Origin of the sequence: Nocardia abscessus, assembly GCF_015477775.1 — a bacterium.
GTDB lineage: Bacteria > Actinomycetota > Actinomycetes > Mycobacteriales > Mycobacteriaceae > Nocardia > Nocardia abscessus_A.
In genome coordinates this window covers 96,912-111,722 of sequence record NZ_JADLQO010000018.1, presented here as the reverse complement: position 1 = coordinate 111,722, position 14,811 = coordinate 96,912, and the positions used below count along the sequence as shown (strand labels likewise).

The 14,811-nt window shown below is 66.2% G+C and carries 14 protein-coding genes; 12 read left to right on the top strand and 2 right to left on the bottom strand.

Annotated elements, in window-relative coordinates:
• Positions 1-7: 7 nt before the first annotated feature.
• Positions 8-1,504, bottom strand: a complete 1,497-nt coding sequence (locus tag IU450_RS33200; protein ID WP_195153748.1) for a carboxylesterase family protein — start codon at positions 1,502-1,504, stop codon at positions 8-10.
• Between the two features lie 171 nt (positions 1,505-1,675).
• Positions 1,676-2,350, bottom strand: a complete 675-nt coding sequence (locus tag IU450_RS33195; protein ID WP_195153660.1) for a hypothetical protein — start codon at positions 2,348-2,350, stop codon at positions 1,676-1,678.
• A 334-nt stretch (positions 2,351-2,684) separates the two neighbouring features.
• Between IU450_RS33195 and IU450_RS33190 the strand changes: the two genes are divergently transcribed.
• The 12 genes from IU450_RS33190 (at position 2,685) to IU450_RS33135 (ending at position 14,806) form a co-directional block, all read left to right on the top strand.
• Positions 2,685-3,875 carry a lipase family protein gene (locus IU450_RS33190; RefSeq protein ID WP_195153659.1) on the top strand — a complete coding sequence of 397 codons (1,191 nt, stop codon included), beginning with the start codon at positions 2,685-2,687 and terminating at the stop codon, positions 3,873-3,875.
• 101 nt (positions 3,876-3,976) lie between these two features.
• The gene (locus IU450_RS33185) at positions 3,977-4,858 is read left to right on the top strand and encodes a diiron oxygenase (protein ID WP_324197918.1); all 882 of its coding nucleotides are present in this window, start codon (positions 3,977-3,979) and stop codon (positions 4,856-4,858) included.
• A 10-nt stretch (positions 4,859-4,868) separates the two neighbouring features.
• Complete coding sequence (locus IU450_RS33180; RefSeq protein WP_195153658.1) at positions 4,869-6,302, top strand: FAD-dependent oxidoreductase; 1,434 nt, start codon at positions 4,869-4,871, stop codon at positions 6,300-6,302.
• On the top strand, positions 6,283-6,873 hold the full coding sequence (locus IU450_RS33175; protein ID WP_195153657.1) for a QsdR family transcriptional regulator: 591 nt from the start codon (positions 6,283-6,285) through the stop codon (positions 6,871-6,873). Before IU450_RS33180 ends, IU450_RS33175 begins: the two co-directional genes overlap by 20 nt.
• 126 nt (positions 6,874-6,999) lie before the next feature.
• Complete coding sequence (locus IU450_RS33170; protein ID WP_195153656.1) at positions 7,000-8,259, top strand: acyl-CoA dehydrogenase family protein; 1,260 nt, start codon at positions 7,000-7,002, stop codon at positions 8,257-8,259.
• Complete coding sequence (locus IU450_RS33165) at positions 8,256-9,065, top strand: enoyl-CoA hydratase-related protein (protein ID WP_195153655.1); 810 nt, start codon at positions 8,256-8,258, stop codon at positions 9,063-9,065. Before IU450_RS33170 ends, IU450_RS33165 begins: the two co-directional genes overlap by 4 nt.
• 40 nt (positions 9,066-9,105) lie before the next feature.
• Positions 9,106-9,915, top strand: a complete 810-nt coding sequence (locus tag IU450_RS33160) for an SDR family oxidoreductase (RefSeq protein WP_416382930.1) — start codon at positions 9,106-9,108, stop codon at positions 9,913-9,915.
• Entirely contained in the window at positions 9,912-10,601 is a 690-nt protein-coding gene (locus IU450_RS33155) for an HAD family hydrolase (RefSeq protein WP_195153654.1), read from the top strand. Before IU450_RS33160 ends, IU450_RS33155 begins: the two co-directional genes overlap by 4 nt.
• A 23-nt stretch (positions 10,602-10,624) precedes the next feature.
• Positions 10,625-11,665: a phosphotransferase family protein gene (locus IU450_RS33150; protein ID WP_195153653.1), complete on the top strand. Its 1,041-nt coding sequence runs from the start codon at positions 10,625-10,627 to the stop codon at positions 11,663-11,665.
• 56 nt (positions 11,666-11,721) lie between these two features.
• Positions 11,722-12,495 (top strand): 3-oxoacyl-ACP reductase FabG, encoded by a 774-nt coding sequence (gene fabG, locus IU450_RS33145; protein WP_195153652.1) that lies wholly within the window; start codon positions 11,722-11,724, stop codon positions 12,493-12,495.
• A complete protein-coding gene (locus tag IU450_RS33140; protein ID WP_195153651.1) occupies positions 12,492-13,676 on the top strand; it encodes an acyl-CoA dehydrogenase family protein in 1,185 nt (394 codons plus the stop codon). Before fabG ends, IU450_RS33140 begins: the two co-directional genes overlap by 4 nt.
• Positions 13,673-14,806: an acyl-CoA dehydrogenase family protein gene (locus IU450_RS33135; RefSeq protein WP_195153650.1), complete on the top strand. Its 1,134-nt coding sequence runs from the start codon at positions 13,673-13,675 to the stop codon at positions 14,804-14,806. Before IU450_RS33140 ends, IU450_RS33135 begins: the two co-directional genes overlap by 4 nt.
• Positions 14,807-14,811 lie beyond the last annotated feature (5 nt).

Genomic DNA, 14,811 nt, shown 5'->3' with positions numbered 1-14,811 from the left:
ACGAGGGTCACCGGCTCGCGCGAGATTCACGCAGGGCGCGCAACTCGTCACCGCGTGGATCACTTACGTCACGTGACTGCGGCGAGTCGAAGGTGTGTACGAGCTTGGTGCCGGGATCGAAGCGCTGCCAGCCAGGGTCGCCGTGATCGGCGAAGTCGACCCATGCGCGGTGCATTTCGTCGGCCAAGTGCTGGGGCGGATTGGGGCCGGTCAACGTATGCGCTTTCGAAAGCTGGTCGAATACGAAAGGTATCTCGAGGGCGTGGCATGCGCCGAGGCTTTGGATGCCCGACCGCCAGGCGAATTCGTACAGATACGCGGGAACCCCCGTGGCGGCGGTAGTTTCCGCGACGCGGACCGAATCGTTGCGGAAGGCCGAGTCGGTCAGTACGGCGGCGAAGACGTCGGCGGCCGACGCTTGCGGCCGGTTGGCGCCGTAGGCCGCGGTGACCTGTGGGGGTATGCCGGAGCGCGACAGGATTGTCGGCAACGTGTCGTAGCTTATGCCCGCGGCGACTCCGGTCGGGATGGTGAACAACCGGAACTCCTCGGTGTTCCAGCCCGCGAGGATCGGCACCGCTCGACTCGGCTCGTTGACCATGGCTTCCAGTGGTGGGGCAGGAATCAGCTCACCGTCGACGACGGGCAGGAAGCCCATGAGGCCCAGGCCGTTGACGACGACGGAGTTCCCCCATCGTGCGGGGTCCGGATCCCTCATGAGATCACGGTCGATCGCGTCTTGTGCCGCACACAGCTGTTTCGTGTCGACCCGACCGAACTCCTCCGCGATTGGCGCTATTCCGAGCTCGGCGGCGAGTCGTTCCGCGACTTTGCCCGCATCGGCGGCGGTAGTGACCGCGGAGCCGTTGGCGCTCTGCACGATCGCGCGCTGGAACAGGCCGCGGGCTGGTGGGGAGGCGAGCAATGTCATCACGCTCATTCCACCTGCCGACTCCCCGAAGATCGTGACATTGCCGGGATCGCCGCCGAAGGCCTCGATGTTGTCCTGTATCCAGCGCAGCGCCGAGATTTGATCGTGCAGGCCGCGATTGAGCGGCGTGCCCGGCACGGCGGCGAAGCCGGAGATGCCCAGTCGGTAGTTCAGCGAGACCAGGACCACGCCATCGCGTGCGAAGGCGCTGCCGTCGTACAGGGCCCGTGCGTTGGAGCCGCGGGTGAAGCTGCCTCCGTGAATCCAGACCAGTACCGGCAGCCCGCGGCCACCGGGATCGGGCGTCCAGACATTCAGATGTAAACAGTCGTCGCCGGGAGCGCATTCGCTGCCGAAGAGCGCCGCGATCGGTGGTGGATAGGGTGTCTGCGCGCAATCGGGCCCGTACTCGACGGCGTCGCGCACCCCGGACCACATCGGCACGGGCTTGGGCAGCTCGAACCGCGCCGGGCCGACCGGTGCTGCCGCATACGGTATGCCGAGGAATGTGCCGACATTCCGCCGGGTGAAGCCCCGTATCTTTCCGCTCGTTGTCGAGACGATTGTTTCCATATCAACCCTTTCGCCCGCGACCCGCGGGAAGTCGAGCAACAGCACCGGCAACGTGCTGGACATCTAATGCGCATGTGGTGAGACGGGTGGCGCCCGAATACCACCGTCTCGCGGGCGCGGTAGCGCGATGGAGGCGGGACGAGCTGTTCAGGCGAGCAGTGGCACCGGTGCTCAGGTGTTGACCGTGGTGAAGTACTCGAGGAACGCGGGGATTGCCACGGGGACCGCGGCACGGAGAACGCCGGTGACAGCTCCCGTCGGGGCGAATGAAACCGCGCCGATCAGGCATCCGATAACGGGGCCTGCGCCGAGCATCATCGCCAGCGGGGCGGTCGCGACCGCCCCGGCGATTCCGCCCAGCAGGCAGCCGATGACACCCGCGCCCGCAGCGCCGAGTACTCCTGCGATGCCGACGCCCTTGGCGAGGGTCGAGCCGACACGCGCCAAGGCGTCTTGCTCACGTTCGGAAGAGACTTGCCCTGCAACCGATTGCGTGATGGGCCGGTACTGTGCTCGCGCGATGTCCAGGCTGGGAGTCAGCCGGGCGGTGTTGCCGGTGAGGGTGACATCGATGGGGAAGGCGATGTCGTCGACGTGTAGTTCCAGTGGAACTCCGGCCAGCACCTGCCCCGAGGCGGTGCGGATCTGGAATATCGCGCCGTCCGCGCTCAACTCGCTGGACGGGTCCACGGTGATCACCGCCGTGTCACCGTCGACCGACGCGGTGTAGTGCACCTGGGGGGCTTGATCTACGGCCGGAGGTTCGGCGTGGGCGGTTGCGGCGGTGAGCGTGCCGGCCGCGACCAAGGCCGCCGCTGTCATCAGTGCACGATTTGTGACGTCCATGGTCTTCTCTTTCGGTTCTTCGCGGCAGAAAGCCGCGGGTAGACGGTGGCCGAGTGCCACTACAGGCGCGACGTCCCAGAATTGAATGTGACGTCGGGTTCATATAGCTATATGCCCTTCTCTCGGGCGAGTCAAGGCCTCTCCGGCGCGCGGGATGGGCGGTGTTGGTGGAAGCGAACTGCATATACCACTCTCGCTCGGATAAATCAAGGATTGTGAAACAGAGTGACGAAGTGTTTCATGAGCGTATTCCGTCGACAAGTGAGGTGTCCAGCACCCCGGTAGGTCGTTACGGATCGAACATCCTGTCATGCAACAAGATTCGAGGAGAACAATGAAGTCCATCCTCCCCCGGCTGCGGAAGCCGCTCGGGCAACGGTTGACGACGGCCGCGGTCACGGCCGTGCTGATGGCCAGCCCGTTGGCCGGCGCAGGTATCGCTCGCTCCGAGGATCCGGACGTTGCGGGCCTGGCCGGAGATGTGGTCCGTGTCGAGCCGTCCACGTTCGATCTCTTTCCCGGCGTGCCTGCCCCGGTCGACGCTTGGAAGATTCACTACCGCTCGACCGACGCGCTGGGGCAGCCGAATGTCGTCTCCGGCAGGATCCTCATTCCGAGAGACGGCCGCGCGGGGACGCGTCCGTTGGTGACATACGCCGTGGGGACGGTGGGAATCGGCGATCAGTGCGCGCCGTCGGCCACGGGCGGTCCGCGGGAGATCAGTGGGATTCTGGAGAAAGGCTGGGCGGTCGTGGTCACCGACTATCAGGGCTTGGGAACTCCCGGAGACCACACCTACCTCGTCGGACGTGCCGAGGGTACTGCGGTCCTGGATGCGGCTCGGGCAGCCGAACGATTGCCGGAAGCCAACGCGCGGGGGGTCACCGCGGCTTCTCCGGTGGGAATAGTCGGGTACTCGCAAGGCGGTCACGCCAGCTCATGGGCCGCCGAGCTGTCCGAGGAATATGCGCCCGAACTTCACATCAAGGCTGTGGTCGCAGGCGGGGTTCCGGCCGACACCCTTACGGACGCCCTGAAGCAACAGGGCAGGCTCGGCAATCCGGCTGCGTATTTCATGATCGCTATCGGTCACGATGCGGCTTACCCCGAGCTGCAGCTCGATTCCTATCTGACCGACGAGGGGCGCAGCTTCGCGCAAAAGGTCCGGACCGGCTGTGTCCTGGACAATCTGATGGCCGGTCAAGGCAAATCACTGGACCGGATGCTGACACGTGATCCGATCGAGACGCCCGAGTGGCAGGCGCGCCTGGCGGCAGACCGGTTGGGCACACGGGCGCCGGGCTACCCGATCTACCTGTTCCACGGGGTGAACGATGACATCGTGTCCTTCGAATTCGGCGTACAAGTTCGTTCCGATTGGTGCCGGCTCGGCAATGTGGTCGAATGGCATGCCCTTCCGGCCGCCGACCATATCGTCGCTGCCGCGCTCGGCGGAAACGCGGCGCTGGATTGGCTGGGGCGCAGGCTGGCCGGTCAACCTGCCCAAGGCAATTGCGCGAGCTGACCCGCGAACCAGCCGAAACGGAGGAGATATGCGTGCATCCCGGTACATCCGCCTCGCTGCGGTGCTGAAGGTTCGGGCCATCACCAGTGGAGGGTGTTGCGGTGGCTGTGCCTGAGAATTCCGCGCGTATGTACGAGGACCTCCTCCGTTCGGCGCAACGCCTCTCGTTCGATCTGCGCGGAATCGATGTCGACGAGGTAGATCATGATCGTTACGGAATGACTCCCGAGTGGTCTCCGCTTTTCGGCACGCCGACCTGGACGCGCATGCCGGAAGCCGTCAGGAGGGAGCTCACCAGATCCGAGGCGGCCCACTTTCTGAGCGTGGCGATCTGGCTCGAAGTCGCACTGCAAATCGTCCTGCTGCGCCGCAATCACAGCGCCGATCCGACCCGGCCGGACGTGAAATTCCTGTTCAACGAATGCGCCGACGAGAATTTGCACTCGCTCATGTTCGCCGACGCGATTCATCGGCTGGAGGTGCGACGCCACCCCCTGGATCGCTCGCTCATCTTCACCGGCTGGTTGTTCCGGAACTTCGCGTGGGACGAGATCGCCTACGCGATCGTGCTGGCCGGTGAGGAGATCTTCGATGTCATGCAACGAGACTGGATGGCTGACGACCGGGTCGCGGAGACGGTGCGTCGCACCTCCTACGTGCATGTAGTCGAAGAATCGCGGCATATGGCGTTTGCGCGCCAGAGAATCCGAGACACTCTGGTGCGGGCATCTCGGACGCGACGTTATCTCAGTGCAGTACTCATCGCAGTCGGCGCGCATCTCATTGCCAAAGGGTTGATCAATCGACGGATATACAGCGGCCTCGGCTTGCAATGGCGGTCCGTCAGCGCGGAAATCGGCCGCAACGAACATCACCGCATGATGTTCCGGCGCGCCGCGGCACCGCTGGTGGCCTTCTTGGACGAAGAAGATCTGCTGAACGGGTTCGCGCGGTGGATCTATCGCAAGTCGAACCTTCTCTGAACGGACGTTCATGACCCACGTCATCCTCGGGCATTGCTGCAAAGATGCTTCTTGCATCCAGGTGTGCCCCCAGAACTGCATCCGTCCGACGCCCGCGGAACCGGAATTCGACACCGTCGAACACCTGTACATCGACCCGGGCGCCTGCATCGACTGCTCGGCATGTGTCCAAGCCTGCCCGGCGGGAGCCATCCGACCGGACAGCGCGCTCTCCGGTTCGGAGCGGTTGTACGCCCGGCGTACTCGCGATTTCTTCGCCGATCTTCCTACGGCACGGCAGCGCGGCCCGGTGCGTCTCGGTCTTCCGCGGGCATTCCCGCAGGCCGACAGGCCACTGCGGCTCGCTGTCGTCGGCGCTGGAGCGGCCGCCATGTACACGGTGCGAGAGCTGCTGCAACGATCCAGCTCGATTCGGATCACCGTCTTCGAACAGCAAGCCGAGGTCGGAGGGCTGCTGCGTACGGCAGTGTCCTGGAATCACCAGGGAATCCGAGATATGGTCCGCCTTTTCGATATTCCGTTCTCCGACGACAGGGTCGAGACGCGGATGAACGTCCGTGTGGGCGCCGACGTCTCGATCGCTGCTCTCCAGCGAGAGTTCGATGTGGTTGTCCTCGCTTTCGGAGCCTCGAGGTCGCGGGCGATCGGGGTACCGCGAATTCCCGGGATGCATCAGGCGATAACTCTGCTGTCCGCGGCGAACGACGCCGTCCGGCACGGCACGCAGGCACGGCTGCTGAGAGGTCCGAAGGCCCTGATCGTGGGAGGCGGCAACGTCGCGTTGGATGTGGCGGCGGCTATCGCCAGGCGGCGCATCGTCACCCGCGCCGGGGAGCCGATCGCACAGGTGGCTGTGGTCGCTCGATCGTCTGTCCGGCGCCCGTCTTTCACCATGTCGGCTCTGCACGAACTGACCGAACTGGACATCGACCTGACCATTGCCCGCGACGGGGCACCGCCTGACGTCGGGTCCGCCGATCCGGTGCAGCGGCTGTTCGCCGAGCTGGCCGAAGATCGGAGGCCGACCGTTGATACTCGCAAACTCCCGGTCACCCTGTGGTTCGGTAACGAGGTCACGTCACTGCATTCCGTCGGCGGTCGAATCCGGCTGGAAACCACCGCGAAGCGAACATTCACCGCCGATTCGGTCGTCAACGCGACGGGCTTCGCCTCCACCGCGGTGGCGGGAGTTCCGTTCGCGGAGGACGGAGTCGTGTCCAACCGTCGCGGCAGAGTTGTCTCGCCTGACACCGGTGCATCGATCGACGGACTGTACGTGGTGGGCTGGGCCAAGCGGGGCGCCCACGGAGGCGTCGGCGACAACCGCCGATGTGCTGCCGAAACGGTCGACCGAATCGTCGCCGATATCGAGCGCATCCGGAGCGACCCCCGTCGAGCGGCGACGTCGGCATACGGTAGGGGACATGCCGGTGGCCAAGGATGACATCGTTCAGCGTGCGGTCGCGTCCATCGTGGCGGGACAACGTCTCGATCTCGGCACGCTGGCGGCCGAGTTGCATATTTCTCGAGCCACCTTGTTCCGCCGGGCCGGCAACCGCGATCAGCTCTTGAGTGAGGCGCTCTGGTGGCTGGCCGAGCGAAGCCTGGCCACATCGGCCGGACGTTGGCGGCAGTCCTGGGGGGACCGGGTGCGCGATCACGACGGCGGGCTGCGCAGCGTGTGGATCATGACCGATCACGGGGCCCGAAGCGGTAGAGACCCCAGCCTGCAGAAGTTGCTGGCCGAGGAGCCGGTGACCGCGATCCGGGCCCTGACCGACCCGATGGGTGCGATGCAGCCGCGGATGGTCGCCGCTGTGCGGCAACTGCTCGAGCGAGACGTCGACGCGGCCGGCCTGCGTCCGCTGGTCGATCTGGACACCCTCGCGTACGGGGTGGTCAGGCTGGGTGAGTCGATTCTGTACGCGGACATCGTCGCTGGTCGCCAGGCGAGCGTATCCGCTGCCTCGACGCTGGTCGCGGCCCTTGTCGACGGGGCGCTGCAAGCGAGCTGAGCCGAACCGGAGGGCCTCGCGGGAGGCTTCTGCCGAAGATATTGAAATTGACGTCATGTTCAAGTACAACAAAAAACAGGGGTTTCTGGGCCGAGTCCGGCCGTAACGCTCGATCAAGGAGTTTTCGTGGAATTGTTCACTGTGTCCGACCGCGCGAAGCGGTATCAGGCCGATTTGCTGGCATTCATGGACGAATGCGTCTATCCGGCCGAGGCTGTGTACGAGGAACAGATACGGGCGTCGGGAGATGCGCATCATCACCCGACGGTCCTCGAGGAGCTCAAGGCCGAGGCTCACCGCCGCGGGCTGTGGAATCTCTTTCATCCGAACCCGCAGTGGGGACCGGGGCTGACGAATCTGGAATACGCGCCGCTCGCCGAAATCATGGGCCGCAGCCCGCATTTGGCGCCGGAGGCGTGCAACTGCGCCGCACCGGATACGGGGAACATGGAGGTGCTGACGCTCTTCGGGACCGCGGAGCATCAGGAGAAATATCTGAAACCGTTGCTGGCGGGAACGATCCGTTCGGCGTTCGCGATGACCGAGCCCGCGGTGGCCAGTTCGGATGCCACGAATATCGAGCTGCGAATCGAGCGAGACGGCGACGAGTACGTACTCAACGGCCGGAAGTGGTTCGCCTCCAATGCCATGCACAAGAACTGCGCGGTGCTGATCGTGATGGGCAAGACCACGCAGGAAGGCCCCGTACATCGCAGGCAGTCGATGGTCGTCGTGCCGATGCACGCCCCGGGCGTCACGATTGTCCGCAGTCTTCCCGTGTTCGGATACCTCGACCGCGAGGGACATGCCGAAATCGATTTTCGCAACGTCCGGGTCCCGGCCGCCGACCTGCTGGCGGGTGAGGGGGAGGGCTTCGCGATCAGCCAGGCTCGTCTGGGACCAGGCCGCATCCACCACTGCATGCGAGCGATCGGTGTGGCGGAGCGGGCGCTGGAACTGATGTGCCTGCGCGCGGACGCCCGCGTGACCTTCGGGTCGCCGCTGAGCGAGCGGAGCAATATCCAGGACTGGATCGCCGAGGCGCGCGTCGAGATCGAGAAGACTCGGCTGTTGACACTCAAAGCGGCCTGGATGATGGACACCGTCGGGAACAAGGCCGCCCGCACGGAGATCGCCGCCATCAAGGTCGCGGCACCCGGCATGGCGCTCGAAATCGTCGATCGCGCAATTCAGGTCCATGGCGGAGCAGGGGTCACCGACGATGTCCCGTTGGCCCGCTTCTGGGCGAGCCTGCGCACGTTGCGCCTTGCCGACGGCCCCGATGAAGTGCACAAACGCGCTATCGCCACGCACGAACTGCGTAAACACCGTGCCACCGTCCGATCCGGACACACCGCTTCGATCGAAGGACGGGAACAGCGATGAGTCAGCCGGAGCGTGCCGAGACCGAACAGCCGGTGCTCGCCGAGCGGCGCGGTGCCGTGCTCGTTCTCACCTTGAATCGGCCCGCGCGCCTCAATGCGTGGAACGACGAGTTGGAGCAGCGATACTTCGAACTCCTCGACGCCGCCGACAGCGATCCCGAGGTGCGGTCGATCGTGGTCACCGGGACAGGCCGCGGCTTCTGCGCCGGTGCGGATCTGGACGACCTGCACGACGTCAGCACCACGGACGACTTGCGACCGCCCGAGCGGTCGCGGCCACGGTGGCATCCGCTGACGGTGCGCAAGCCGATGATCGCAGCCGTCAACGGTGCCGCGGCGGGTTTGGGCCTGGTCGAGGCGTTGTACTGCGACCTTCGTTTCACCACACCCGCGGCGAAATTCACCACGGCGTTCGTGCGGCGCGGTCTGATCGCCGAATACGGAATCGCCTGGCTGCTGCCGCGCTTGATCGGAACGAGCAAGGCGCTGGACCTGCTGCTGTCGGGCCGGGTGGTCAGCGGCGAGGAAGCTTGCCGACTCGGCCTCGCCGACCGTGTGGTGGCGGCGGAGGACCTGGTCCAAGCCGCCGTGGACTACGCCGCCGAGCTCGCCGCCTTCAGCTCGCCGAGCTCGATGAGCGTTATCAAGCAGCAGGTGTACGAGGGCCTGCACACCGAATTCGAGCCTGCCGCCGTCGAGGCCGACCGGCTCATGCTCGAGTCGTTCCGCCACCCCGATGCCGCCGAAGGCGTGACGAGCTATCTGCAGCGGCGAGATCCCGCTTTCCAAGCATTGCGGTCGCGGTGAGCACCCGAGGGACGGACATGAGCATCGAAAAGGAGGGCTGGTGAACCACCCTTTGCAGGAACTGAGCGGGAAGACCGCGATCGTCACCGGGGGCTCGCGGGGAATCGGATCGGCGACCGCCCGTGCGCTGGTGACGGCGGGAGCGAAAGTGGTACTCACATCGCGCTCGCAGGCGGACGCCGAGGCGGCGGCGGAAGCCATCGGTGCGGGCGCGGTGGGATTCGGCGCACACGTCGCCGACGAAGACGCTGCCCGCAAGTGCATCGACTTCGCACTCGGGACCTACGGCAGCATCGATATCCTGATCAACAATGCCGGTACGAATCCGGCCTTCGGCCCACTCATCGGCCAAGACAAAGCCCGATTCGCCAAAACCTTCGACGTCAACGTCTGGGCGCCGATTCTGTGGACGAAATTGGCTGTCGAGGCATGGATGGGCGAGCACGGGGGAGCAATCGTCAATACTGCCTCGATCGGCGGATTTCTCCACGAGTCGGGCCTCGGCTTCTACAACGCCTCCAAGGCCGCCGTCGTTCACCTCACCGAGCAGCTGGCGCTGGAGCTCGGTCCGCGAGTCCGGGTCAACGCGGTCGCGCCGGGTGTGGTCCGCACCCAACTGGCCAAGGCATTGTGGGAAGAGCACGAGTCCGAAGTAGCGAGCGCCACCGCGATGACGCGGATCGGAGAACCGGACGACATCGGCGCCGCCATCCTCTTCCTCGTCTCCGAGGCCGCGTCCTGGATCACCGGAACGACACTGGTCGTCGACGGTGGCCAGATGCTCGGCGACGCAGGCCGGTTCCGGTCCTTCTCGGCGGTTGCCCCTGATGACAGGACATCGACGACATGAAGACCCGGGCCGTCTTCATCGACTTCGGCGGAGTGCTGACCACGAGCGTGTTCGATGGATTTCGAGCGTTCGCGCGAAGTATCGGTGTCGCACCGGAGCTTCCGTTCCGCCTCCTTGTTTCCGATCCGCTCGTCCATTCGGCTTTCATCGAATTCGAGACAGGTCGCCTCACCGACGAGCATTTCGAAACGGTCATGGCCACCGCGCTCACCCAGCACGGCGGGACCGTCGAGGCCACCGGTTTGCTGCAGCGAATGCGATCAGGAATCCGACCCGATGCCGCGATGATCGAACTGGTCGCCGGGATCAAGGCGGCGGGGCATCCGGTTGCGCTGGTGTCGAACTCGCTGGGACGCGGTTGCTACGACGGCGTCGACCTCCGCGCGCTGGTGGATGTCGCCATCGTGTCGGCCGAGGTCGGACTGCGCAAGCCGTCCCGGGCGATGTACCAGCTGGCCTGCCGGAAACTCGGAGTCGATCCGGCGAACGTCGTCATGATCGACGATCTGCCGCACAACATCGACGGCGCCCGCCGCGCCGGAATCGACGGCATCGTGCACGGCGATGCCGCCACCACCGCGGAAGAACTCGCCACCCGCTTCGGGGTGTTCCCGCAGCTGCCGCCGACACCGAACCAGCACAAGACGATCTGGCGACGTCACCGCCCCGCCCATTGGACGCGGTGATCCCGCAGCAAGAGAGAAATATCGTGACCGAAACTCCCGCATCACCCGGCGACGACATCGGGGTCGACCTCGATGCCCTGCGACAGTACTTGGGCAGCGAACTGCCCGAGATCGATACGAGCGCCCTGCGCATCGAGCTGATCGCCGGCGGTCGCTCCAACCTCACCTATCGCCTGACCGACGGCACGCGAAGATGGGTGCTGCGTCGCCCTCCGCTGGGTCACGTGCTCGCCACCGCACACGATATGGCCCGCGAATACCGGGTCATGTCGGCATTGGCGCCCACCGCCGTCCCGGTGCCCGATGTCGTCCTCTTGTGCGACGACCCGCATCTCATCGGCGCGCCTTTCTATCTGATGCGTGAGGTCGAGGGCACGGTCTATCGCACCCGTGCCGACACCGCCCACCTCGGACCGGCACGGGCGCGCCGCATATCGTTCGCGCTCGTCGACGCGCTGGCCGAGCTGCACACGATCGGTCCACACACCGTCGGACTCGAAGGACTGGGCCGTCCGGAGGGCTATCTGTGCCGCCAGCTGCAACGCTGGTCCAAGCAGTTGGCCGCCTCCCGCAGCCGCGAACTTCCCGACCTGGGCCGACTGCGCGATCGGCTGATGGGCGCGGTCCCGCCCGATCGGGCCGGCGCGGTGGTGCACGGCGACTTCCGGCTCGACAACACCATTGTGGCCGAGGACGATTCACTGGCCGCGATCGTGGACTGGGAGCTGTCCACGATCGGTGACCCCTTGGCCGACCTCGGGCTGTTCGCGGCGTACTGGGACGGGCTGGCGGAGATGCCCGGCAACCCACTGTCCGGCGGTGTCAGCGCCGACGCCGGATTCGCGCCGTCCGCGGAGCTGCTGCGCCGCTACGGCACTCAGACCGGCGCCGACCTGTCCGATCTGTCCTGGTACCTGGCTTTCGGGTTCTTCAAGGTCGCCGCGATTCTCGAAGGAATCCACTTCCGATACCGCAAGGGCAAGACGGTCGGACCGGGTTTCGAGCGCATCGGCGCACTGGTCGAGCCCATCGCGGCGCACGGACTATCCGCGCTCAGCGACTGAAGCCGCCGCTCGACGGCATCGAAATACTCACTTCTTCAACGTTTTCGAGGAAACTCATGACATCTTCCGTTCCTGATCCCACCGAGCGCGTCGCGATCGTCACCGGCGCCGCGCGCGGCATCGGCGCCGCGACCGCCGTGCGGCTCGCGGCCGAGGGCATGGCCGTGGCCGTGCTCGATCTCGACTCCGAGCAGTGCGCCGACACAGTGCGCGCCATCGCCGAAACCGGCGGGCGCGCCGCGGCTTTCGGCGCCGATGTCGCCGACCCCGGGCAGGTCGAGCACGCGGTCGGCCGGGTCGTCGAGGAGTTGGGACCGCCGACAGTGCTGGTCAACAATGCCGGGGTCACCCGCGACAACCTGCTGTTCAAGATGACCGACGAGGACTGGGACACGGTCGTCGGCGTCCACCTGCGCGGCGCCTTCCTCATGTCGCGTGCGGTGCAAAAGCACATCACCGATGCCGGTTGGGGACGAATCGTGAACCTGTCGAGCACCTCGGCGCTGGGCAACCGCGGGCAGGCCAATTACGCTGCCGCCAAAGCCGGTTTGCAGGGATTCACCAAGACTCTGGCCATCGAGCTCGGCCGGTTCGGCGCCACCGTCAATGCCGTGGCCCCCGGGTTCACCGTGACCGACATGACCGCCGCAGCGGCCGCCCGCACCGGCATCGACTTCGACGAGCTCCAAGCCGCGATGGCGGCGAAAATCGCGGTCGGCCGGGTCGGTTCGCCCGAGGACATCGCCCATGCCATAGCCTTCCTCACCAGCGAGGGGGCGGGGTACGTCTCCGGTCAGGTGCTCTACGTCGCCGGAGGTCCGGTCGCGTGAATCCCACCATCGACGAAATCGAAAAGCACGTCGCCGAATTCCTCCGCGCCAACGATCCGCGGCAGACCGAACCACTGGCTTTCCTGCGGGCCCGATTCGACGCCGGGCTGGCCTGGATCCACTACCCACAAGGTCTCGGCGGCCTGGGCGCACCGCGAGCGCTGCAACCCCATGTCGACGCCCTGTTCACCGAGGCGGACGCACCCGGCAACGATCCAGGACGGATCGGTGTCGGCCTGGGCATGGCCGCGCCGACCATCCTGGCCCACGGCACAGCCGAACAACAGTCGCGATGGCTGCGACCGCTGTGGACCGGAGAACAGGTCTGGTGCCAGCTGTTCAGCGAACCGGATGCGGGCTCGGATCTGGCGGCGGTCGGCACACGGGCGATCCGTGACGGCGACGACTGGGTGGTCACCGGCCAGAAGGTGTGGACCTCCATGGCCCACGAAGCCCGATTCGCGATACTGCTGGCTCGCACCGACCCCGAGGCGACCAAGCATCGCGGACTGACCTATTTCGTGTGCGATATGGACCAGCCCGGCGTCGATGTTCGCCCGCTGCGTCAGGCCACCGGTGAGGCCGAATTCAACGAGGTATTCCTGACCGAGGCGCGCATCCCCGACGCCGACCGGCTCGGCGAGGTGGGTGCAGGCTGGTCCGTCGCGATGACCACGCTGATGAACGAACGAGTCTTCATCGGCGGCGGCGCGGCGCCGCGCGAGGACGGCATGATCGGCATCGTCGCCGACCTCTGGCGCGATCGCCCCGAACTGCGCAAACCCGGTCTGCGTGAACGACTTGTCGGGTTGTGGGTCGAAGCCGAAGTCGCCCGCTTGGCCGGCGAGCGGCAGCGTCGTCTGCTCGCTTCCGGCGGCACCGGCAACGAAGGGGCCGGCGCGAAGATCGCCTTCGCCCGCATCAACCAAGCGGCGTCATCGCTGGAACTGGATCTGCTCGGCGAGGAGGCACTGCGCTACGAGCGCTGGGAAATGCGCCGTCCCGCCACGGTCGATTTCCGTGCCCGCAGTGCCGGCTACCGGTACCTGCGCGCCAAAGGCAATTCGATCGAGGGCGGCACCAGCGAAATCCTGCGAAACATCATCGCCGAGCGAGTGCTCGGCCTGCCCGCCGAGACCCGCCACGACACCGGCGTCGCCTGGAAGGACCTGCCCCGATGAACGCCACCCTGGAACCGGCCGAACATCTGCTCTACAGCGCGGACGAAGACGACCTGCGCGCCACCGTACGCGCGTTTCTGGCCGACGCGGCCACCGCGACATCGATCCTGGCGCGGATCGAGACCGACGAGCCCTACGACGGCCGGGCCTGGTCGACTCTCGCGCACGAGATCGGTCTCGCCGGTCTGCCGATCGCCGAGGAATCCGGCGGAGCCGGCGCGACCTGGCGTGAGGTCGCGGTGGTCGCCGAAGAGATCGGCCGAACGGTCGCGCCGCTGCCCTACCTGGGCACGGTCTTCGCTACCGCGGCCCTGCTGGGCGCGCCGCACCGGCCCGACACACTCGACCTGCTCGCCGCGATCGCCGACGGATCCACGCTCACAACGCTCGCGGTGCCCTTGACCGCGTCGCCCACCGGCGACGTGGCGACCACGGTGCAGGCGGATGGCCTCGAATTGACCGGCGCCATCGACTCGATCGCCGATCTGATGCCTGCCCAGGGGATCGTCGTGCCCGCCCGAGCGGCCGACGGAACCGTCGGCCTCTACCTGGTCGACGCCGATTCCGACGGTGTCGCCATCGAAGCGGTGACGTCGCTGGATCTCACCCGTCCGATCGCGACACTGCGGTTGTATTCGGCGCCTGCCACTTTGCTGGCCCACGGCCGTGACGCCGAAGCCGCGCTGCGCCACGCGCTCTCGGTGGGCGCCGCGATATTGGCCGCCGAGCAGGTCGGAATCGCCGCCTACTGTCTGGACTCCACCGTGGAATACGTCAAGACCCGATACCAGTTCGGTCGTCCCGTCGGCTCCTACCAAGCGGTCAAGCACCGGCTGGCCGACCTGCACGTGAACCTCGGCCAAGCCCGTGCGGCCGCTAGGTACGCCGCAACCTGTGTCGCCGATGCCGATCGCGACGTTCCGATCGCAGTCAGCGTCGCGCAGGCGTTCTGTTCCCGCACCGCGGTGCAAGCCGCCGAAGAGGCCGTCCAGTTGCACGGGGGCATCGGTTTCACCTGGGAACACCCCGCTCATCTGTATCTGAAGCGGGCCAAAGCCGACCAGTTGGCACTCGGTTCGGTCGAGGCGCACCACGCTGCCCTGGCAACCCTGCTGGACCTCCCCGCGTAGAACGG